This window comes from Streptomyces sp. NPDC059788, assembly GCF_042732265.1.
Taxonomy (GTDB): domain Bacteria; phylum Actinomycetota; class Actinomycetes; order Streptomycetales; family Streptomycetaceae; genus Streptomyces.
The window spans coordinates 123,109-143,637 of record NZ_JBHWHY010000020.1 but is presented as its reverse complement, the minus strand read 5'-3'; the positions used below and the strand labels follow the sequence as shown (position 1 = coordinate 143,637).

The 20,529-nt window shown below is 73.5% G+C and carries 19 protein-coding genes and 1 riboswitch; of the genes, 11 read left to right on the top strand and 8 right to left on the bottom strand.

What is annotated here, in order from left to right; genetic code table 11:
• Positions 1–165: 165 nt before the first annotated feature.
• From ACFV57_RS19505 to ACFV57_RS19495, 3 genes are all read left to right on the top strand, one after another.
• Positions 166–411 (top strand): hypothetical protein, encoded by a 246-nt coding sequence (locus ACFV57_RS19505; protein ID WP_385233373.1) that lies wholly within the window; start codon positions 166–168, stop codon positions 409–411.
• Positions 412–651: 240 nt separating this feature from the next.
• Positions 652–1,203, top strand: a complete 552-nt coding sequence (locus ACFV57_RS19500; RefSeq protein ID WP_385233370.1) for a DoxX family protein — start codon at positions 652–654, stop codon at positions 1,201–1,203.
• Positions 1,204–1,375: 172 nt separating this feature from the next.
• Positions 1,376–1,876 carry a VOC family protein gene (locus tag ACFV57_RS19495; protein ID WP_385233367.1) on the top strand — a complete coding sequence of 167 codons (501 nt, stop codon included), beginning with the start codon at positions 1,376–1,378 and terminating at the stop codon, positions 1,874–1,876.
• Between the two features lie 113 nt (positions 1,877–1,989).
• On the opposite strand, the gene ACFV57_RS19490 is transcribed toward ACFV57_RS19495, so the two are convergent.
• Positions 1,990–3,234 carry a HoxN/HupN/NixA family nickel/cobalt transporter gene (locus ACFV57_RS19490; protein WP_385233441.1) on the bottom strand — a complete coding sequence of 415 codons (1,245 nt, stop codon included), beginning with the start codon at positions 3,232–3,234 and terminating at the stop codon, positions 1,990–1,992.
• A riboswitch (cobalamin riboswitch) is annotated at positions 3,232–3,443 on the bottom strand. Its footprint overlaps the gene before it by 3 nt.
• A 302-nt stretch (positions 3,444–3,745) precedes the next feature.
• On the opposite strand from ACFV57_RS19490, the gene ACFV57_RS19485 reads away from it, so the two are divergent.
• From ACFV57_RS19485 to ACFV57_RS19475, 3 genes are read left to right on the top strand one after another with little or no spacing between them, the layout of a single operon-like run.
• Positions 3,746–4,876 carry an ABC transporter substrate-binding protein gene (locus tag ACFV57_RS19485; RefSeq protein ID WP_385233438.1) on the top strand — a complete coding sequence of 377 codons (1,131 nt, stop codon included), beginning with the start codon at positions 3,746–3,748 and terminating at the stop codon, positions 4,874–4,876.
• The gene (locus tag ACFV57_RS19480) at positions 4,876–6,024 is read left to right on the top strand and encodes a FecCD family ABC transporter permease (RefSeq protein ID WP_385233364.1); all 1,149 of its coding nucleotides are present in this window, start codon (positions 4,876–4,878) and stop codon (positions 6,022–6,024) included. The genes ACFV57_RS19485 and ACFV57_RS19480 overlap by 1 nt, the downstream gene beginning before the upstream one ends.
• A gap of 35 nt (positions 6,025–6,059) precedes the next feature.
• Positions 6,060–6,944 carry an ABC transporter ATP-binding protein gene (locus ACFV57_RS19475; protein WP_385233435.1) on the top strand — a complete coding sequence of 295 codons (885 nt, stop codon included), beginning with the start codon at positions 6,060–6,062 and terminating at the stop codon, positions 6,942–6,944.
• A 62-nt stretch (positions 6,945–7,006) separates the two neighbouring features.
• Here the strand turns inward: ACFV57_RS19475 and ACFV57_RS19470 are convergent, their stop codons facing one another.
• Both ACFV57_RS19470 and ACFV57_RS19465 read right to left on the bottom strand, forming a co-directional pair.
• Complete coding sequence (locus tag ACFV57_RS19470) at positions 7,007–8,002, bottom strand: L-tyrosine/L-tryptophan isonitrile synthase family protein (RefSeq protein WP_385233361.1); 996 nt, start codon at positions 8,000–8,002, stop codon at positions 7,007–7,009.
• Positions 7,999–9,411: a cytochrome P450 gene (locus ACFV57_RS19465; RefSeq protein WP_385233358.1), complete on the bottom strand. Its 1,413-nt coding sequence runs from the start codon at positions 9,409–9,411 to the stop codon at positions 7,999–8,001. The genes ACFV57_RS19470 and ACFV57_RS19465 overlap by 4 nt, the downstream gene beginning before the upstream one ends.
• Positions 9,412–10,010: 599 nt before the next feature.
• Between ACFV57_RS19465 and ACFV57_RS19460 the strand changes: the two genes are divergently transcribed.
• The 3 genes from ACFV57_RS19460 to ACFV57_RS19450 are packed head-to-tail and all read left to right on the top strand — an operon-like array spanning position 10,011 to position 13,377.
• On the top strand, positions 10,011–10,232 hold the full coding sequence (locus ACFV57_RS19460) for a hypothetical protein (protein ID WP_385233355.1): 222 nt from the start codon (positions 10,011–10,013) through the stop codon (positions 10,230–10,232).
• Positions 10,229–12,823, top strand: coding sequence for a heavy metal translocating P-type ATPase (locus ACFV57_RS19455; RefSeq protein WP_385233352.1), 2,595 nt, complete (start codon positions 10,229–10,231; stop codon positions 12,821–12,823). The genes ACFV57_RS19460 and ACFV57_RS19455 overlap by 4 nt, the downstream gene beginning before the upstream one ends.
• Entirely contained in the window at positions 12,820–13,377 is a 558-nt protein-coding gene (locus tag ACFV57_RS19450) for a copper chaperone PCu(A)C (protein ID WP_385233349.1), read from the top strand. The genes ACFV57_RS19455 and ACFV57_RS19450 overlap by 4 nt, the downstream gene beginning before the upstream one ends.
• 95 nt (positions 13,378–13,472) lie before the next feature.
• Here the strand turns inward: ACFV57_RS19450 and ACFV57_RS19445 are convergent, their stop codons facing one another.
• The gene (locus tag ACFV57_RS19445) at positions 13,473–14,114 is read right to left on the bottom strand and encodes a sigma-70 family RNA polymerase sigma factor (RefSeq protein ID WP_385233346.1); all 642 of its coding nucleotides are present in this window, start codon (positions 14,112–14,114) and stop codon (positions 13,473–13,475) included.
• Between the two features lie 65 nt (positions 14,115–14,179).
• Between ACFV57_RS19445 and ACFV57_RS19440 the strand changes: the two genes are divergently transcribed.
• Positions 14,180–14,443: a zf-HC2 domain-containing protein gene (locus tag ACFV57_RS19440; RefSeq protein WP_385233343.1), complete on the top strand. Its 264-nt coding sequence runs from the start codon at positions 14,180–14,182 to the stop codon at positions 14,441–14,443.
• Positions 14,444–14,690: 247 nt separating this feature from the next.
• Here the strand turns inward: ACFV57_RS19440 and ACFV57_RS19435 are convergent, their stop codons facing one another.
• From ACFV57_RS19435 to ACFV57_RS19420, 4 genes are all read right to left on the bottom strand, one after another.
• A complete protein-coding gene (locus ACFV57_RS19435) occupies positions 14,691–15,491 on the bottom strand; it encodes a PE-PGRS family protein (protein WP_385233340.1) in 801 nt (266 codons plus the stop codon).
• Between the two features lie 152 nt (positions 15,492–15,643).
• The gene (locus ACFV57_RS19430; RefSeq protein ID WP_385233337.1) at positions 15,644–16,597 is read right to left on the bottom strand and encodes an alpha/beta fold hydrolase; all 954 of its coding nucleotides are present in this window, start codon (positions 16,595–16,597) and stop codon (positions 15,644–15,646) included.
• Positions 16,594–17,247, bottom strand: a complete 654-nt coding sequence (locus ACFV57_RS19425) for a MarR family transcriptional regulator (RefSeq protein ID WP_385233334.1) — start codon at positions 17,245–17,247, stop codon at positions 16,594–16,596. Before ACFV57_RS19425 ends, ACFV57_RS19430 begins: the two co-directional genes overlap by 4 nt.
• Positions 17,248–17,505: 258 nt before the next feature.
• A complete protein-coding gene (locus ACFV57_RS19420; RefSeq protein ID WP_385233331.1) occupies positions 17,506–18,873 on the bottom strand; it encodes a glycosyltransferase 87 family protein in 1,368 nt (455 codons plus the stop codon).
• Positions 18,874–18,996: 123 nt separating this feature from the next.
• Between ACFV57_RS19420 and ACFV57_RS19415 the strand changes: the two genes are divergently transcribed.
• A complete protein-coding gene (locus ACFV57_RS19415; protein WP_385233328.1) occupies positions 18,997–20,508 on the top strand; it encodes a glycosyltransferase family 39 protein in 1,512 nt (503 codons plus the stop codon).
• Positions 20,509–20,529 lie beyond the last annotated feature (21 nt).

Below are 20,529 nucleotides of genomic sequence, written 5' to 3'. Positions count from 1 at the left end.
GGGGCTGTTGGTGGCTGCGCCGGGGGCGGTCGTGTTGTGTCGGTGTTGCCGGCTGCTTGGGGGTGTGACCTGCGCTTGCTGTCGTACGGCGGCTTGTGCCTCGTCCGTTTTTCCGGTCGTGGTGGCCGACGTGCGTGGTGGTCGGTCCCGGTGCACGCTGAAGGCATGGCTGAGCATCCGCCGGTGATCGTCCACCCGCCCTCGCCGGCCGGTGGGCGCCGGGTCACCGTCCACGGGCAGATCGTCGGGCTGGCGCACGGGCGCGGTGACGTCGCCGAGTTCCTGCGGCACGCGGGGCTGGCGCCGGACGCCGAGGACATCGATCTCGATGCTCCGGGGCTCGTGGAGTGGCGCGGTGGGGACAAGGAGACGTGGAGGGGGCCGGAGGGGCAAGGGCAGGGTTTGGGGTGAGGGGTGCGCTCCCGTGCGGCTGTGGGGCGGTGGGTGGGGGAAGGACAGGTGCGAGCGCGGGTGGTTGCGTTACGCGTCGTGTGTGTGGGTGTCCGAAGAGTGATGGTTGAGGCGTGGTGCTGTTGTTCGACTTTCAAGTGATGTGTATCGTCGGAGTGTGACTTGAAGTTTCAAGTACTTTCCGTAGCGGCGGTCCGGCCCTCCAGCAGGGCCCGCCGGCCCAGACAGAAATGAGTGCGTATGTCCTCCCCCCTCAGCCCCCTCCGTGACTACGGCAGCGGCGCCGACAACCGCCATGCCGCGAGTCCGCACGCGTACGACATCGGTCTGCTGCTGTTGCGCCTCGCGGTCGGGTTGATCATGGCCGCACATGGCACGCAGAAGCTGTTCGGCTGGTTCAGCGGGCCCGGGCTGGACGGGACCGGACAGTTCTTCACCGCCAGCGGCTATCCGTCCGGCAAGGCCATGGCCGTGGTGGCCGGCCTCAGCGAGACGCTGGGCGGCCTCGGACTGGTGCTCGGCCTGCTGACGCCCCTGGCGGGCGCGGCGGTCGTCGGGACGATGGTCAACGCGCTGGCGGTGAAGTGGGGCGGCGGATTCTTCGCGCCCGAGGGCGTGGAGTACGAGCTGCTGCTCACGGCGGGCGCGGCGGCCCTCGCGCTGACCGGCCCCGGCCGGTACGCGGTCGACCGGATGCTCCCGGTCCTGCGCGGGCACCGGCTCGCGTACGGGGCGGCGGCACTGGTGCTCGGCGTGGTCGTGGCGTTCGTGATCCTGCTGCTGCGCAAGTGAGGCGGAGCGGGAAGGGCAGGTAAGGCGAGTCAAGCGGAACGCCGGTTGGGCGGGATATGGCCGTTGGCCGAGCGGAACGCGAGTCGGGCGCGACGGGGGAATCGGAATGGGGGAGTGGAAGGGTGAGAAGTGGTCGAGATGCGAGTGGGTCGCGGAAAGGTGAGGGATTGACGTGGCCGTACGGCGGCTGAATCACGCGGTGCTTTACGTACGGGACGTGGCGCGTGCCGTGTCCTTCTACACCGAGGCGCTGGGATTCCGGGTGGAAACCGAAGTGCCGGGGCGGGCCGCGTTCCTCAGGGCCGAGGGGACGGACAACGACCACGACCTCGGGCTGTTCGCGGTCGGCGCGGCGGCGCCCGGCCCCGAGCACGGCCGGGTGGGCCTCTACCACCTGGCCTGGGAGGTCGGCACCCTCGGGGAACTGGCGGACATGGCGGCGGAGCTGGCGGGCCGGGGCGCGCTGGTCGGCGCCACGGACCACCTGGTGTCCAAGTCGCTGTACGCCAAGGACCCGGACGGCAACGAGTTCGAGGTCATGTGGCGCGTACCGCGAGCGGACTGGCCGGGCGCGGACGAACCGGACCGGCTGCGCCCGCTCGACCTCGAAGCCGAGCTGGCGCGGTGGGGCCGGGACCTGAAGACGGGCGCGGCGGCCGGCTCGTCGACCTGAGGGGCGGAGGGGGCAGAGGAGGGCGAAGGTCCGGGTGGGGGCGGCCGAACGGCCGGCCGTACGAAACGGCCGGCCGACCGATCCGCCCAGACCATCGACCGGCCGTACGCCGGTCAGGCGCCCTTCCGGGCCCCCTCCCGCGCCGCCTGGGCAGCGCTCCCGGCCTCCCCCGTCCGCGCCGACCAGCGCTTCTCCACCCCGGCCAGCCGCCAGTACGCCAGGGCCGCCGCCCACACCACCACGAACAGGCCGACGATGATGAACCCCACGTTGTCCAGGTCGATCGACGAGATCCAGCCCGTGAGGCCGTCCTCCAGGCCCAGCTTCTCGTGCAGGACGGTGACCAGTTCGATGGTCCCGATGAAGAAGGCGACGGCGATCGACAGACCGGTGATCGTGAGGTTGTAGTAGACCTTGCGGACCGGGTTCGAGAACGCCCACTGGTACGCGAAGTTCATGAACGTACCGTCCAGCGTGTCGAACAGGCTCATCCCCGCCGCGAACAGCAGCGGCAGGACCAGGATCGCGTACCAGGGCAGACCGGCCGCCGCGCCGCTGCCCGCCATCACCATCAGCGTCACCTCGGTCGCGGTGTCGAAGCCGAGGCCGAAGAGCAGGCCGAGCGGGTACATCTGGCCGGGCCGGGTGATGGAGCGGGTGAAGCGGCCCAGGACGCGGTTCATGAAGCCGCGGGAGTCGAGGTGCTGTTCCAGCTCCGTCTCGTCGTACCGCCCCTGCCGCATCGCGCGGAACACCCGCCAGATGCCCGCCAGCGCGACGAGGTTGAGCGCGGCGATGAGGTAGAGGAAGGTGCCGGAGACCGTGGTGCCCACGGTGCCGAGCACCTGGTGGGTGCTCGAACCGTCGTCGAGCAGGGTGCCCGCCAGCTGCGCGCCGCCGGCGACCAGCGCCGCCATGGCGACGACCACGCTGGAGTGGCCGAGCGCGAACCAGAAGCCCACCGAGACCGGGCGTTTGCCGTCGGCCATCAGTTTGCGGGTGGTGTTGTCGATGGCGGCGATGTGGTCGGCGTCGAAGGCGTGCCGCATGCCGAGGGTGTACGCGGTGATGCCGAGGCCGACGCCGAAGACCTGTGAGCCCACCGTGTAGTGCCGCGGCACCACCAGGAGGAAGAGCACGCCGAAGGCGACGACGTGCAGGGCGGCTATGACCGCCATCAGCCCCGCGGTCCGCACGGTGTCCTGGCGCCGCCAGCGGAACCCGGACGGAGGGGGAGGGGCGGCGGAAGGGGAAGAGACCGTGGGGGAGGCAGGGGACGGTGAAGGGGACGGGGACGGCGAAGGGGAATCGGCGGACAGGGGCATCCGGTGGTCACGCTCCAGCACCTCGTGGATCAGTTCGTGAGATGCCGTGGCCGGTCTCCTGGCTGACGGGTGTACGCGCCCGCCCCGGCCTTCCCGGCCGCGGGTGCGGCCAGTGGCTCCGTACGGCCGCCGGGCGGGTACGGAAAGGGGGGAACTTCCCGATCACAGTGGCGAGGGCCGCTCCGGCCTGGACCCGAAGGTCGTCACCGGTCTTCCCGTACACCACGGCCCGGACACTCTAACGCCCGGTAGCGGCATGGTCATCGGATCAATGCGGCGGGAACCCGGGGCGCTGTCCGCTCGACTACCTGGTCCCGGGCCCGCACGGGCGGGCCGCCGGGCAGTCGAGAGGCAGGAGAGCGGACGTATGCGTCCTCGCGGGGAGTTGGTGCAGACGGGGAACGAGAACCGGTCGGTACCGAGGAGACAGTCGGTACCGAGGAAACGGCCGGTATCAAAGAAACGATCGGTGCCGGGGAGCCGGGCGATTGCCGGGAATCAGCCGGTGTCGCGCGGCCGGTCGGTGCCGGGGGCGGTGGCTGTGCTGGTGGTGGCCGCGCTGGTCGCAGGATGTGGCAGCGCCGACGGGCGTACGGGTGCGGGCGCAGCGGCGGGACAGGGTGGCGCGGACGGGCAGGGTGGTGCGGCCGGCGGATTTCCCGTCACGGTCACCGATTGTGACGGGCGGCGGACGACGTTCTCCGAGGCACCGCGGAAAATCGTCACGAGCAACGCGTCGAGCCTGGAAATGCTGCTCCGGCTGGGAGCGGGCGACCGGGTCGTCGGCACCGGATTTCCGCCGGGGAAGGGCACGTTGCCGTCCGCGCTGGACGCCGGGGCACAGCGCGTTCCGGTGCTGGGGAAGACGGTGATTCCGAAGGAGAAGCTGCTCGGCTCCGGCGCCGATCTCTATATCGACACGTTCGCTTCCATGGGCAACATGGGCGGGGCCGCGACCGGACCGACCGAGTCGGAATTCGCGGCTGCGGGCATCAAGCACGTGTTCCTGGCGTCGACGGCGTGCGCGCCGCGGAAGAAGGTCCCGCAGCGGGACCTGTCCGCGGTGGAGGGCGACATCCGGCGGCTCGGGCAGGTCACGGGCACCTCACAGCGTGCGTTGCAGCTGGTGGCGGAGATGGAGAAGAAGGTTTCCGCGGTGCGCAAGGCCGTCGCGGACGTGCCCGCGGAGAAGCGGCCGACGTATTTCCTCTTCGATTTCGACGCGGGGACGAAACAGCCCGTCGCCGTCTGCAACCGGCAGGTGGCGAACGCGGTACTGACCGAGGCCGGCGCACGGAACGTCTTCGCGGACTGCGACGGTGATTTCCGGCGGGTGTCGTGGGAGGACGTGGTCGGCAAGGACCCGGACTGGATTCAGCTCGCCGTACGGAACCGGGGAAGTGCCGCGGCGAACGAGAAGGCGTTCGACGCGGCCGAGAAGTTTCTCCGAGGTTTTCCGGGTACGGCTGGACTGCGGGCGGTGAAGGAAGGGAAATTCCTGCGGATCGGCTCGGAGCAGACGACCATCGCCGGGGTGGGCAACGCGGATACGGTGCGGCGGATCGCGGAGACGCTGTACCCGGACCGCCTGGCCAAGGCGGGGGCCGGAACCGGAACCGGGGCCGGAGCCAAGACGGAAAATGGGGCCGGGACCGGAGCCGGGGCGGGTCGTTGATGGCGCCCTCTGCCGTCGGACAGGCTGAAGGAGCCGAAGTCGCCGGGGACAGGGGGAGGGAAGAGCCGGGCCGGGCCCGTACCGCTTGGCTCGCACTCGGGCTGCTGCTCGCGCTCCTCGTCGCGCTGACCGCGGCCGTCGCGCTCGGTGCCACCGACATCGCTCCGGCCGAGGTGTGGTCCGTGGTGTTCCGGAGGCTGGGCGGGCAGCCGCCCCGGCCGGGGACGGACGACCTGATCATCTGGCAGCTACGGGTCCCCAGGGCCCTGCTCGCCGCGCTGGTCGGCGCGGGCCTCGGGCTCGTCGGTACGGCCACTCAGGCCCTGGTGCGCAATCCGCTGGCCGACCCGTACCTGCTGGGCATCTCCAACGGCGCGTCGCTCGGCGCGGTGGCCGCGATCGTGCTGGGCGCGGGCGCCGTGGCGGGGACGGGCGGGGTGTTCGGTCCGGACGGCGCGTTCGGCCTGGGCGGGGGCCTGGGGCTGTCGCTGGCCGCCTTCGCCGGGGCGTTCGCCTCGTTCGCGCTGGTGTGGACGCTGGCCCGTAGGGGCGGTGGCTTCGCGCCGCTGCGGCTGGTGCTCGCCGGGGTCGGCATCGGTCAGTTCCTGGCCGGGTTCACCAGCTATCTCGTACTGCAGGCCGGGGACGAGCAGCAGACGCGCGGTGTGCTGTTCTGGCTGATGGGCAGCCTCGGCGGCGCCACCTGGGGCACGCTCGTGCTGCCGGCCCTCGCCGTACCGGCCGGGCTGTTGTTCCTCCAGGCACGTGCCCGCGCGCTGAACGCGCTGACCATGGGGGACGAGACGGCGGCGAGCGTGGGCGTGGACGTCGTCCGGCTGCGCCGGCTGCTGTTCGTGGTGACCAGCCTGCTCACCGGCGTGCTGGTGTCGGTGTCCGGTGCGGTCGCCTTTGTGGGGCTGATGGTGCCGCACCTGTGCCGCCTGATCGTCGGCGGCGACCACCGCAGGCTGCTGCCGCTGGCCGCGTTGACCGGGGCGCTGCTGCTGGTCGTGGTGGACATGGTGTGCCGTACGGCCATGGACGGCCAGGAGCTGCCGGTGGGCGTGGTGACGGCGCTGATCGGTGCGCCGGTGCTGCTGTACGTGCTCGACCGGCGGTTGGGAACGGGAGCGGGGGCGGGAGCATGAGAGGGAGTACGAACACGAGCGGGGACATGAGCATGATGACGCGATGGGGAGCACGTACGGAATCCGGCCCCGGCTCCGGCACCGATGTCGCTGCCCACGCCCCCGCCCCCGCCCCCGCCCCCGCAGACTCCGGCCTACGGATAGACATCGAGGACCTGCGGGTCTCCTACGCTGGCCGGTGCGTGGTGGCCGGGGTCCGGCTGATGGCCGCGCCGGGCGAGATCGCGGGTGTGGTCGGTCCGAACGGCAGCGGCAAGTCCACGGTGCTGCGTACGGTCTACCGGCACCTGCGCCCCGAGGCGGGCCGCGTGCTGCTGGCCGGGGAGGACATCCGGGCGATGCCGCCCGCGCGCGCGGCGCGGCATGTCGCCGCCCTGCCCCAGGAGCGCGGCGGCGACTTCGAACTCACCGTCCACGAGGTGGTGGCGATGGGCCGCACCCCGTACAAGCGCGCGTTCGCGGGCGACGACCGCGGCGACCGGGAGACGGTGGCCCGCGCCCTGTCGGACGTGGGGCTGGCGGGGTACGGCGGGCGGCGGTTCTCGGCGCTCTCCGGCGGGGAACGGCAGCGGGCCCTGCTCGCCCGCGCCTTCGCCCAGGCCCCGGACGTCCTCGTACTGGACGAGCCGACGAACCACCTCGACGTACGGCACCAGGTCGAGCTGCTGACCCTGCTGCGCGGCCGCGCCTGCACGACGCTCGTCTCGCTGCACGACCTGAACGCGGCGGCCTCGGTCTGCGACCGCCTCCACGTGCTCCACGAGGGGGCGCTGGTGGCGTCCGGCACGCCGCGCGACGTGCTGACGCCGGAACTGCTGGCCGAGGTGTTCGGGGTACGGGCGGCGGTGGTCGACCACCCGCTGACGGGGGACCCGCTGATCGCCGTGGATCAGCGCGGGACCGCCGCATCCGGAGCCTGAGCCGTCAGCACCGGCCCCGCCACCCGTCCCCAACGCCATACCGGCCCCGCCACCCGCCCCCGCTATCGCCCCCCATCCCTCCGCACGTAATGGCTGGGGCGGCCGTCCCTCCGGACGAGCCGCCCGCGTTCCGCGGCGTCCGCCGCGCGCATCAGCCGCACGCGGCCGTCCGCCTCCCGCAGGACGCACGCGTGCCACGGCGTCATCCACACGTCGGGCGCGTCGAGCAGCCGGATGCCGAACTTCGCCGCGCCGCGCGGCTGCGGGTGTATGGACAGCCGTACGGCGTCGGGATGGTGCTCGGCGATCAGCGCGCCCCAGGCCCGGCTGCGCCGGATCACTCCGTAGGCGCGGTCGCGGCAGACGCGTTGCAGGGCGGAGCGGGTGCCGTCGAAGCCGGTGGTGTCCTCGAACAGGAAACGGGTGATGCCGCGGTAGAGGCGCAGCGCCTCGCCGTCCCCGGCCGCGGTGTCCCGGGTTTCGGCGCGCAGGGCGTCCAGGGACGGGGCGTACCGGTGGATCACCCGCTCGCGTTTGGCGTCGCAGGGCAGCTCCCCGTAGACGTCCCGCAGGTCGAAGGTGCCGAGGTGGGGCAGCGCGGCCGTACGGATCATGGCGCGCAGCGCGTCGTTGTACGCGTCGACGTGCGGGTCCGGAACGCCGATCAGGTCGCTGAAGACGTGTCCGTCGGAGCAGATGACGAGCTGCGCTCCCGGCGCGTACCGCTCGGCGATCCGGGCGCAGAGGCCGTCGAGGAAGCGCAGGGCGAGGCGTTCGCCCTCGTCGGGGAGGCGGCCGATGACCTTGGCGGGGTTGGGGGATTTGCAGGGGAAGCCGGGGAGAGTCAGCCGGATCGGCCGGCGCGCGGCCACGAGGCGTTCCAACTGCCGCAGCTGGTGGGGGAAGTCCGCTGGCGTGGACGCGGGGGTCGGGCTTGTCTCCAGGGTGCGGCGGTGGGGGAGGAGGACGGCGAGGATGTCGTCGGCGACGCCGGTCGTCGCTTCGGCCTCCGTGCCGCTCGTGGGTACCGCCAACGCCGAGCCGGTCGGGGGTCTCATCGGGCGGTGGCCTTTCCGGCGCCGCCGAACGGGCAGCCGGACGCAGCCCCGGTCCGGCCCGCCTCCAGCTCGCCTTCCTTGCCGTACTTGCCGCTCCCGCTGTGCTTTCCGTGCCCGCCGTCTTCGCCGCCCCCGCCGACCGCATCGTAGGCGACGGGCAGTTCGTCGACTCCGCGCGCCAGCACCGCCGGAATCCACCTCAACCGGCCCTCCGGCACGGCCAAGCGAAGCCCCGGCAGACGGCGGAGCAGTGTCTCCAGGGCGATGTGGAGTTCGGTACGGGCCAGCGTGGCGCCGGGGCAGAAGTGGATGCCGTGGCCGAAGGCGAGGTGGGGGTTGGGGGAGCGGCCGAGGTCCAGGGTGTCGGGCGCGGGGAAGCGGGCCGGGTCGCGGTTGGCCGCGCACAGCGAGACGATCACGGAGTCACCGGCCGGGATGCGCGTCCCCGACACCTCCGCGTCCGCCGCGAGGAACCGCCAGGTCGTCAGCTCGAAGGCGCTGTCGTAGCGGAGCAGTTCGTCGACCGCGCGCGGCAGCAGCGCGGGGTCGTCGCGGAGCGTCGCGAGGTGGGCGGGGTGCCGGAACAGGGCGGTCAGGGCCGTCGTGATCTGGTTGGTCACGGGTTCCTGTCCGGCGACGAGGAGCTGGAAGATCATGGAGTCCAGTTCGGCGCCGTCCAGGGCCCCTTCGTCGCGGGCGGTGACCAGGCGGGACAGCAGATCGCCGCCGCGTTCCCGCCGTTTGTGGCGCACCAGTTCGGCGATATAGCCCTGGAGGCCGCGCAGCCGCGCCTCGTACGCCGGACGTCCCGGGTCGTCCGGACCGACGGGCTGGACGACCTTGCCCCAGTCCCGGTCGAAGCGCCCGGTGAACTCGTCCGGCAGGCCGATGACCTCGGCGAGTACGAGGAAGGGGAAGCGGGCGGCGAACGACGCGACCAGGTCGGCGGTGCCGCCGCGCTCCGGGCTCGCCGGCGGCAGCTCGTCCAGCAGCGCGTCCGCCAGGCGTACGAAGCGCGGGCGGAGTTCCGTGACGCGCCTGGGGGCGAAGGCGTCGGTGATCAGCCGGCGCATGGCGGTGTGCCGCGGCGGGTCCTGGTGCAGCAGGTGCACCTGAAGCTGTGAGTGCTGCGGCTCGGGCATGACCGAGGCGCGGGCCCGCCAGGCGGCGTTGCCGCGGGAGTGGTGTTTGCCGAGCCGGGGGTCGTTCAGGGCCCGGTGGGCGGCCTCGTACCCCGTGATCAGCCAGGCCGACACGCCGCTGGGGAACCGGACCCGGTGGACGGGGCCGCGTTCGCGCAGCTCGGCGTAGAGGGGGTAGGGGTCGCGCTTGTAGTCCTCGCCGTAGAGAGGGAAAGGGGCACGTTCGTGGTCCGCTCCGTGATGGGGGAGCGGTTCGGGAAGGCGCATCGGGCGGGGCTCCTCGGGGCTGTTCAGAAGGCGGGTCCGGGGCGGTGGAGCGGGGCCGCGGCGGGCGGGCGCGGTGGTCGTCCGCCCGATGACGGAGGTTTGGACGCGGGGGTCGCGCCGTACGGGATACCGCCCGTGATGCCGCACATGGACCGTGCTCCTCTGCGCTCGGTGGGTCTGCGCGTACGCGTCCGGAACCGGGCGTGCGCGCGCTTCACTCAGAGGTCGGGCGGAGCGGACGTCGAGTTCCCGCCCGCGGTACGGGAATCGCGGGCCGGGGCGTGTGGCACCGCGACGCGGCGTACGGTGCGGCGGCGCCGGGAACCGCGGCGGATCACCAGGTAGTCGGAGCGGCGGACGGGCTGGTTCCGGCGCGCGGGGAGGACAAACCTCACGTGCGACGGGAGGCGGTCCGGGCGGGGGCGGGGGCCGTTCGCCGTGCCACGATGGCCGTGCCGAGCAGCGCGTTCGCGCCGCTGCCGCCTTGCGCTGCGCTCGCCGCCGGCCGCTGTGTCCCTGTTCTTCCGCTGCCTCCCCCTTCCTGTTCCCGCCCTTCTCCCGTCTGTGTATCGGGCTCCCGTCTGCGTATCGGAGCGGTCATGTATGTCGTCCGGCGATTGTCATCCGTGCTGCCCGCGAAACCGGTGTTCGGGTTCGTGGCGCTGCTCGTCGTCCTGTTCGTGTGCGCCTACGCGGCCGGGGCGGCCGCCGGACCGGTGGCGCCGGGCATCCGGCCGGGCGGTCAGACCCCGGGGGCACCGCAACAGCCGTCCGACGGCGGCGGGATGGGCGGCATGAGCGGGATGGGCGGCATGGGATGAGCGAGCGTGTCACTGCCCCGGACGAAGGTGTCACCGCCCCGGACGAGCGCGTCACCGTGCTGACGGTGGGCGGCATGACCTGCGCCGCGTGTGTGAACCGGGTCGAGAAGAAGCTCGGCAGGTTGGACGGCGTCACCGCCACGGTGAACCTCGCCACGGGCAAGGCCCGCGTCCACCACCCGTACGTGCTGCCGGTGAGCGAACTCGTGGCGACCGTGGAGGCCGCCGGGTTCACGGCAGCGCTCCCGGAGACGGAAAACGGACGTCCGGAGCCGGTGCGGGAGCCCGCCGACACGTCCCTCTCCACCGAGTCCCCCTCCACCGAGACCTCATCCACCAAGGCCCTCTCCACCAAGGCCTCCTCCACCAAGACTCCCTCCACCGAAAGGGAGACGCCGGGCACCGAACGCGATCGTCTCCTCGTCACCGCGCTGCTGTCCGTCCCCGTGCTCGTCCTGTCGATGGTCCCCGCCTGGCAGTTCCCCAACTGGCAGTGGCTCTGCTTCGCGCTGGCCGCGCCGGTCGCCGTGTGGGGCGCGCTGCCCTTCCACCGCCGCGCGGCGCGCGGTCTGCGGCACGGCGCCGCGACCATGGACACCCTGGTCTCCCTCGGCGTCGCCGCCGCGTTCGCCTGGTCCTCCTACGCGCTCTTCCTGAGCGGCGGCACCGCGCACATCTATCTCGAAGCGGCCGTCGGCGTACCGCTGTTCGTCCTCGCAGGGCGGCGGCTGGAGGCACGGGCGCGCCGCGGCACGGGGTCCGCGCTGCGGGCGCTGGCCGAACTGGTCGGCCAGGACGTGTCCGTACGGGTACCGGCCGGGGATACGGGAAGCCGGCCTACCGGCAGCAGCCATACCGACACCACCCCCACTCCCACCCCCACTCCCGCCCCCAGCAGTTCCGACAGCGGTATCGCCACCGTGGAACGCCGCATCCCCGTCGCCCGGCTTCAGGTAGGCGACCGGTTCCTCGTCCGCCCCGGGGAGCGGGTGGCCACCGACGGCACGGTGGTGGACGGCAGTTCCGCCCTGGACCTCTCCCTCGTCACCGGCGAGAGCGGCCCGGTCGAGGTCGGGCCGGGCTCGGCGGTCGTCGGCGGCGCGGTGAACGCGGGCGGGCTCCTGGAGGTACGGGCCGCCGCGGTCGGCGCGGACACCCGGCTGGCCCGGATCACCCGGCTCGTGGAGGAGGCGCAGACCGGCAAGACCCAGGTGCAGCGCCTGGCCGACGCGGTGGCGGGAGTCTTCGTACCGGCCGTGCTGGCGGTGTCCGTCACCGTCCTCGGCTTCTGGCTGGGCGCGGGCGCCGACCCCCAGGCGGCGGTGACCGCCGCGGTGGCCGTCCTGGTCGTCGCCTGCCCCTGCGCGCTCGGACTGGCCACGCCCACCGCCCTGCTGGCCGCGACCGGCCGGGGCGCGCAGCTGGGCATCCTGGTCAGCGGGCCGCGCGCCCTGGAACGGCTGCGGCGCATCGACACCCTGGTGCTGGACAAGACCGGCACGCTGACCACCGGGCGGATGAGCGTGGTCGCCGTGACGGCCCGTACGGACGCCCCCGACCCCCATGCCATCCCCGATCCCGCCCCCGTCCTCACCGCCGACGACATCGTGCGTCTGGCCGCCGCCGTGGAGTACGGCTCCGAACACCCCTTGGCGCGCGCCGTCACCGCGTACGGCGACATGCGCGGCAAGGCCCTCGCCGCCCGCCGGCCGCCGCCCGAGGTACGCCACTTCGCCGCCACCGCCGGATACGGCGTGACCGGCGAGGTGGACGGGCGGACGGTGACCGTGGGGCGGCCCGGCGAGCCTGCGGACCTGCCCGCCGTACTCGCGGACGCCGTCCGTACGGCCGAGTCCGCCGGGCACACCGCCGTACTGGTGACGGTCGACGGCACCCCGCAGGCCGTCATCGCCGTCGGCGACACCCTGCGGCCCGACTGCTACCGGACCGTCGACCACCTGCGCCGCCTGGGGCTGCGGCCGGTGCTGGCCACGGGGGACCGGGCGGCCACCGCGCGGGCCGTCGCCGGGCACCTCGGGATCACGGAGATCCACGCCGGGGCCCTGCCGGAGGAGAAGGCCGCGCTGGTCAGCACGTTGAAGGAACACGGCGGCCGGGTCGCGGTGCTCGGGGACGGCGTCAACGACGCGGCCGCCCTGGCGCGCGCCGATCTAGGCATCGCCATGGGCAGTGGTACGGACGCGGCGATCGGCGCCGCCGATGTCACCGTGCTGCGCGAGGACCTCCAGGCCGTCCCCGACGCCGTACGGCTGGCCCGGCGCACGCTGGGCACCATCCGCGCGAACCTCGTCTGGGCCTTCGGCTACAACCTGGTCACCGTGCCGCTCGCCGCCGCCGGGCGGCTGGACCCGATGATCGCGGCTGCCGCGATGTCCGCGAGTTCGCTGCTGGTGGTCGGCAACAGCCTGCGGCTACGGGCCTGGCAGCCGGGCGGCCGCGGGCGGGACGGCCGGAATCGGGGGCGCCGTACCCCCACGGTCCCCGCCACCCCCACGCCCATCACCCCCACCACCCTCGCCACGGCCGACGTCTCCCGCGGCCCCTCCGCGACCTCCCGGGACACCCCATGAACCGCACCTCCGAACATGCCGCTGTACGTGCCGCCCTAGGCGTACGTGCCTCCGTACGGCCCCCCGTACGTGGCGCCGTACGATCCTCCGTACGTGCCGCGGCCGTCCCGCTCCTCGCGGGCGCGCTGACGATCGGCTGCCTCACCGCCTGGACCGTCACCGGCAACGCGGGCACTCCGGCCAGGCTGCGCGTGACCGACGGGCGTATCCTCACCGCCTCCAACCCGGAAGCCACCGCCGCCTTCTTCACCATCAGTAACATCGGCACCACCGCCGACGAACTGACGGGCGTCACCGGGCCCGCCGGGCACCAGGCGATGGTCGGGCGTGACGTCGAGGTCGCGGAGGGGGCGCACCGTATGGAGATGGCCGGCGCGGTCGCCGTTCCGGCGCGCGGTGCGGTGCGTATGGCGCCGACCGGCCTGGACGTCATGGTCAGCCCGCCGCCCCGGCTCGCACCGGGCGACCGGCTCACCTTCACGCTGCACTTCCGCGACAGCGGGCCGGTCAAGGCCGAGGCCGTGGCCGTACGCCCGGGACAGCTGCGGCCCTGACGCGGCCGGACGTCATCGGCGGAAGACCGGCGCCCCGGGTGCACACCCGGGGCGCCGGTCTGTTCAGACAGCCGATCGCGGCGGCCGTGTCCGTGTCATGCGGCGGAGCCCGTCGGCACACGGGCGCGCGACGGTGCGAGTGTGCCCACGGCGCCCGCCCGCCCCATCTGCCTCGCCTGTCCCTCCTCCCCCGCTTCCTGCTCCGCCAGCAGCGCCACCAGCGTTTCGCGGGCCCTCGCCACCCGGGACCGCACCGTCCCCACCGGACAGTCGGCGATCGCCGCCGCTTCCGCGTACGGCAGGCCCAGCATCTGGGTCAGTACGAACGCCTCCCGGCGGGGCGCGGGCAGCGCCGACAGCAGTTCGGCGAGGGCGATGCCTTCGTCGAATCCGGGCAGGCCACGCGGCTGGGCCTGCTCCACCGCCGCCTGCCAGTCGTCCGTCCCGGCCAGCCGGGGCCTGCTGGCCAGCGACCGCAGCCGGTCGGCGACCGTCCGGCGGGCGATGGTCAGCAGCCAGGTACGGGCCGACGAGCGCCCCTCGAAGCGGGGCAGGCTGCGCAGGGCGCGCAGGTACGTGTCCTGCACCAGGTCGTCCGCGGCCTGCGTGTCCCCGCTGAGGTGGGTGACGTAGCGGCGTACGTCCAGCTGTGTCGCCCGGACGAACCGCTCCACGGCCGCCTCGTCCCCGGTACGGGCCGCCAGGGCCCAGGCCGTCACCGCGGCGTCGTCGCGCACGCCGCATCACCTCCCCGCCGGGCGGCCGCGGAGGCGTCACCGCGGACTTCGGGGAGGATGGGGGCATGCAGTGCTCGCGCGTACGAACCGCCCTCTCCGCCCGCCTGGACGGCGAACAGCTGCCGCCGGGCGTCACGGACGGGCGCCTCGACGCCCACCTGGCGGGGTGTGCGGACTGCCGCCTCTGGTCGGAGCGGGCCGCCCGTTTGCGGCACCTCACCTCGTCGGCCGTGCGGGAGGCGGCCGACGCCCCGGACGCGCCGGCGCTGGACGGGCTGCTCGACCGGCTGCGGCGGTCCGCCGCACACGGCGACGGCGAGCGGCCCTGAGCGGAGGCGGAAGCGGCCTCGCACACATGATGGTTCGGGGACGGCGGGCGCCACGGCCGGCGGCGCCGCCTTCCGGACAGGAGTCGTCATCAGAAGTCCTTCGGGAGAACCGGCCCCGCCGCGTACGCAACGGACGGCGTTCGGGACCGGCGACGATTACAGGGACCAGGACGGGGCCGGGACCACGAGGCGCGCGGTGTGCGCGGCACGCGGTGAGCGGTACGAAGTCCTGGGTGTGACCGTGCTGTCAGCGGACAGCCGTCTCCCGGGGCGGGCCGCGGAGCCAGATGACGTGGACGAGGACCAGCCGTCGCAGCGGCTGCCGTGGTTCGCGGCGTACCGGGCGGGCAGGCCGGGGCGGCACGGGCAGGACCGCGCGCAGTACGAGCGCCGACGGCACGAACAGCCGCACGGATACGGTCCGTACGACGCGGAACGCCGCCCGTTCGCCGCCGCACAGCCACCACGCGCTCAGCAGCGCGACCAGCACGTGCGCCGCGAGCATGCCGGTCATGCTGCCGCCCATGCCCGCCATGTCGTGCATGGCGGGCGTGGTGTGCATGTCATGCGTCCCGGGCATCTGGTGCGCCCCATGCGCTGCGTGTGCCCCGTACGCCGCGTGCGCTGCATGCGCCCCGGGCGCGCCTCGCATCCCCCGCATGTCGGCCACGGCCTCGCTGTACCGCCGCCCGATTCCCGCCTCGTACAGCATCCGTTCGGCGTCGCGCTGCGGGATCGGGCCCCCGATCCGGCCGCACACCAGCGAGGCCGCCCACCGCTGGGCCAGGGACAGCTGCCCGCCTCCGGTCCCGGCGGCGGACAGGCCGGCCGCCACCGCCTGGCCGAAGGAGAAGGCGGTGTGCAGTGCGGCCTGTGTCGCGAGGGTCAGCGAGGTCACGAACAGCGGCCCGCGCTCGCGGCCGGCGAGGCCCCACGCCCCGCAGGCCGTCGCCGTGACCGCGCCGAGCACGACCCACCAGGGCACCGGCGCGTCGGACATGAGGGCGTGCCCGAGGGCGGCGAGCAGTACGCATACTGCCGCGAACACCCCGGCCCGCAAGCCCCTGAGAACACGCCCCGCAATCATGACCCGCTCATCGTTGCACCCCGCCCCGGGCGCCGGACGGCAGGGGCGGGGTGCGGGGGCTCCGTAGTGCGGCGGTGCGGGACCGGGCTGGACCGGGCGGGCAGTGTGGGGACTCAGTACGGGAGGCCCGAGAGGAACCCGTGCAGGGCGTGGTCGAAGTGGCCGGTGTTCTCCAGGTTCACCATGTGGCCCGCGCCCGGAATGCGGACCCGCTGGGCGCCGGGCACGGCGAGGGTGATGGCGTGTGCGTTGGCGGAGATGTCGGAGCTGTCCAGGTCGCCGTCCAGGACGAGGGTCGGTACGCGGATCTCCGCCAGCCGTTCGTACGCGCCGACCTCGATCGGCATACCGGCGCCCATACCCCCCGCGTGCACCACCACGTTGGCGTCCGCCGACGCCCGCATCCGCTCGCGCAGGCCCGGGTCCACGGCGGCGGGGTCACGGTGCGGTCCGTCCACCCACATGCGCAGGAAGTGCTCGATGTAGTCCTCCGTGCGGTCCTCCTCGTCCTCGATGGCGGCGACCTGTTCCTTGATGTGTTCCAGGATGAACGGGTCGGTGAAGGCCCGGCCGCTCACCCCGGGCGACGCCAGGGCCAGCGCGAAGACGCGGTCCGGGTGGGCGAGCGCCATGTCCAGGGCGATGCGGGCGCCGTGTGAGAGGCCGACGAGGATGGCGCTCGCTATGCCGAGGTGGTCGAGGAGGGTGCGCAGGTCCTCGTGGTTGGCGTAGTCGCCGTCGACGGTGGAGGACAGGCCGTGGCCGCGCGCGTCGTAGCGGACCGTGCGCAGGCCGGAGCGGGTGAGCCAGGCGAACTGTTCGTCCCACATGCGCTGGTCGAGCATCCCGCCGTGCAGCAGTACCACCGCGGGGTCGCCTTCGGTGCCGGCGCCGGCCGCCTCGTAGAACAGCTCGCCGTTCTCGACCGGGACCGTGTCGTTCTCGACCTCCGTCTCGGGCCAGGCACCGAGGTCCTGGGGCTCTTGGGCCCCATGGGCTTCCTGCGTCTCATGAAACCCGTGGGTCTCCTGGAACCCTGGGGTTTCTTCGATGCCTTGGGTCGTCATGCTCCGTGCCGTCCTGTGTGGGGTGCTGGGGTGGGGTGGGGTTCTCGGGGGGCCCGGGGGGCCTTGGGCGTCCGAGGGGCTCTGGCCGCCCGGGGCTTCTGGGGTGGTGACGGTGTCTGCGGTTCCCGGGGTGTCTGGGGCGTTCGGCTTGTCTCCGGCGGGGCCGGGGCCGGGGACGTCGGCTCGTCCTGGGCCAGTGCGCGGAACTCCTCGCCCAGACGGTCCAGTACGCGCAGGGTGGTGGCCACCTCGGCGGCCGGCACCCCGGCCAGCACACGCCGCAGCCCGGCCGCCTCCGACCGCCGGAGGGAGTTCATGACCTCGGAGCCCTCGGGCGTCAGCCGGATCAGGGGAGAGCGCCGGTGCGCCGGATTGGGGGCGGGCTCCACGAGGCCCAGTTCCGCCGCGTGGTTCACCCAGCGCTGTACGGGCTGCCGGTCCAGTTCCAGGGTGCGGGCCAGTTCCGGCACGGCCCGTGGGCCCTGCGTGCGCAGGGCGTCGAGCAGTGCGTGCTGACCGGCCGTCAGGCCCGTACCCGCCAGTTCCCGTTCCATGGCGCGCACGACCGTCCGGTGCAGCGGCCACAGGCGGCGGATCACCTCGTACGCGAGGTGCTCGGCGGAGTCCGCGCCGCCTTCTGTGACACTCATGGTGTCATCATGACATCGACGGTGTCGTTACGGAAGTCACGGCACGTGCCGGGCAGTTACGGCCGTCCGCACGCGACACCGATGGCTGATCGCCGATGCCGAATGCGGTGAACATGCCGAATGCGCCGAGCCCGTCGAACCCGTCGAACGTGGAATCCGCCCAGCCCGTCGAGTCCGTCGAATCCGTTGAGTCCGTCGAATCCGTGTAATCCGAGGAATGTACGGATGGGGGCGGGCTGAAGTTCCCGAGAGCCGGGCTCAGGATCGTCCGCCGCACTCGGGACGGGCCGCGGATCGGGAGGCGCGGCGTACGGGTACGGTCCCGCGCCACAGGCGGCGGGCCGAGAGCCAGGCCGCGGCGAGCAGCAGCAGGTTGCGCGCGTACAGGTTGGCGATGGACAGCCAGGACGCGTCGTCCCGCAGCCCGCGGTACAGGAGCGGGAAGTCCAGCGTCGTGAAGACGCAGGCCGCGAGGAGCAGCAGGGCGACCGGGCGCTGGGTGGTGTCGCCGCGCAGCAGGCAGACCGCCGCCAGCCCGAGCAGCCAGACCATGTACTGCGGGCTGATCACCCGGCTGGTGACCACGAACAACAGCGTGGCGGTCAGTGCGGCGTCCGGCAGGACCCGGGCTGCGGTGCGGTCCGAACGGCGCCGCCACCACAGCAGCCACCCGAAGGTCGCCACGGTCGACGCCTGCATGGCGAGGCTGACCCCGTTCACCCATGGGCCGACGAACTCGTGCGAGCCGTCCTTCGCCGCCCATGTGCCGGTCCAGCCGAGGTGCCGGGCGAGGTGGAACGGCAGGGAGCCGACCGACTCGATCTGGATGCCGCGGGACTCCTGGGCGGACAGGAAGGAGAGCGCGTTCGGCATGGCGAGCGCGAACCCGGCGGTCACGGCGGCGCCGGTGACGGCGGCGGCCGTCCACGCCGTACGGGTGCGGCGGCCCCGCGACGTACCGGCGAGCAGCAGCGCGGGCCAGACCTTGATGACGGCGGCGACCGCCGTCACGGCGCCGAAGGCCCGGTCGGCCCACGCGCGCCGCGCGGACGCGGCCGTCAGGGCGAGCATCGCGAGAGCGGTCACGTGCAGGTCGAACCGGTTCCACGGCATGGTGCTGAGTACGGCCAGGCCCACGGTCCACAGCCAGGGTGCGGCGAGGGAACGGCCGCGCCGCCGCGCCGCCCACACCAGCAGCGCGAAGATCGCGGCGTCGCACAGGGCGGCCAGTGCGATGAAGGCGTGGCCGAAGCCGAGGCCGGGGACGAGACCGGGGGCCAGGATCGGCAGGGCCGCGCCGGGCGGGTACTGCCAGCTCACGTCGTGCAGTGGGAAGCTGCCGCCGCTCAGGACCGCGTACCAGCCGGTGTAGACCTTGCTCACGGACGGGTCGAGGCCACCGCCGCCCACGAACGGGCTGATCTTCAGTGCCGCCGGCACCAGCCAGAGCCGCGAGAGGAACCAGACGGCGAGCAGCGGCGGAAGCGCCGCGCGGGCGCGAGTGGGGGTGCGGGCGCGAGTGGGGACGGGGACGCGAGTGGTGACGGGAACGCGAGTGGGGATGGGAGCGGCGGCTTGCGCGGCGGCTCGGTCGGTGGCTGCCTGAGCTGTCGTCTGGTCGAGCACTGCGCCGGGGGCTCCGTTCGTACGGGTGGGGTGGCACCCTGCTGACCTGCGGAGTCGGCCAGGCAGTGAACTGCTCACGGGGTGTATACATTCAATGTATACGTGCAGTGTAGAGTTCTCGTCATGTCCGTCGAAGCCGCCTCCGCCGCTCCCGCCGCACCGGCCGCTGCCCGTCGCGCCCGGCGCGGCGCCCCCGCCCCCCTCGCGCGGCTCGCCGTCCCGGTGCTGCCCGCGCTGCCGGCGCTGGCGCTCGGCCTGTGGGGCATCCGACGGGGCGACAGCCTGTGGCGGGACGAGGCCGTGACCTGGCAGGTCGGGCAGCGTTCGGTGGCGGAGATCTGGGACATGCTCGGCCAGGTGGACGTCGTGCACGGCCTCTACTACCTGCTGATGCACGGCGTGTTCGAGGTCTTCGGTACGGGCCCGGCCGTGCTGCGGATGCCGTCCGTCCTGGCCGTCGCCGCGGCCGCTGCCGCCACCGCCGCGGCCGGCCGCCGCCTCGCCGGCCCCTGGGCCGGACTCGCCGCCGGTCTGGTGCTCGCGCTGATCCCCAACATCCAGCACTACGCCCAGGAGGGGCGGGCGTACGCGCTGGTCACGGCCGGTGCGGCGGTGGCCACCTGGCTCCTGGTGAGCGCCGCGGACGGTGCGACGGCCACCACGCGACGCCGGTGGCCGCGCTGGGCGGGCTACGCCGCGGTCATGCTGATCACGGCCCTGCTGAACTGGTTCTCGCTGTTCGTCCTGCCCGCACACGCCGTCACGCTGCTCGTCGCCCGCCGCCGCGGCGGACGTCCGCCGGTGGTGCCGTGGGCGGTGTCCGCGGCAGTGGTGCTGGCGGGCGCGCTGCCGCTCATCGAGGCCAGCCGCGCCCAGTCGGGCCAGGTGTCGTGGATCAAGCCCGTCGCCGTCTCCACGCTGCTGGGCATCGCCGCCCTGGTGCTCGTCGCGCTCGTGTGCGCCCGGGTCCCGTACCCCGGCCGTGGGCGCGCGGCCGTGTCACCGGCCTCTGTCGGACTGCCGTTGCTCATCGTGCCGCAGTGCGGCCTGCTGCTGGCCTCCGTCCTTGTGGAGCCCCTCTACCTCGACCGCTACGTCCTCTACACGAACATCGGCTTCGCCCTGCTGCTGGGCGTCGGCGTCGCCGCTGCCGTCCGGGCCCTCCCGGTCCGTACGGGGGTGCTGCTCGCGGGGGTAGCGGCGCTCGCCTTCGTGGCGCTGCTGCCCGTGGAGACCGGTTTGCGCGAGCCGACGAGCCGGGCGGACGACGTGCTGCGGGCGGCGGACCGGGTGACGGCGGCCGCGCACCCGGGCGACGGCGTGCTGTTCATACCGGCCGCGCGGCGCGACACGGCGCTGGTGACGCCGTCGGCCTTCACCGGCCTGGACGACCTCGCGCTGGCCGTGGGGCCGGCGGCCTCCGGCACGATCAAGGGTGTCGAGGGCGGCCCCGAGCAGATACGGACGGCCATGCTGGCCGAGTCCCGCATCGTGGTCGTCACCGACACCCGCCGCGCCGCGCCCGCCGCCGTACGCGAGGCCGAGAAACTCCGCGTCCTCGGTCGGCACTTCACGCTCACCGGCCGGACGGACGCCGTCGGCCGCCGCATAGAGGTCTACGAGCGGGGGCGGTGACGGGCCCGGGGCCAGGGCCGG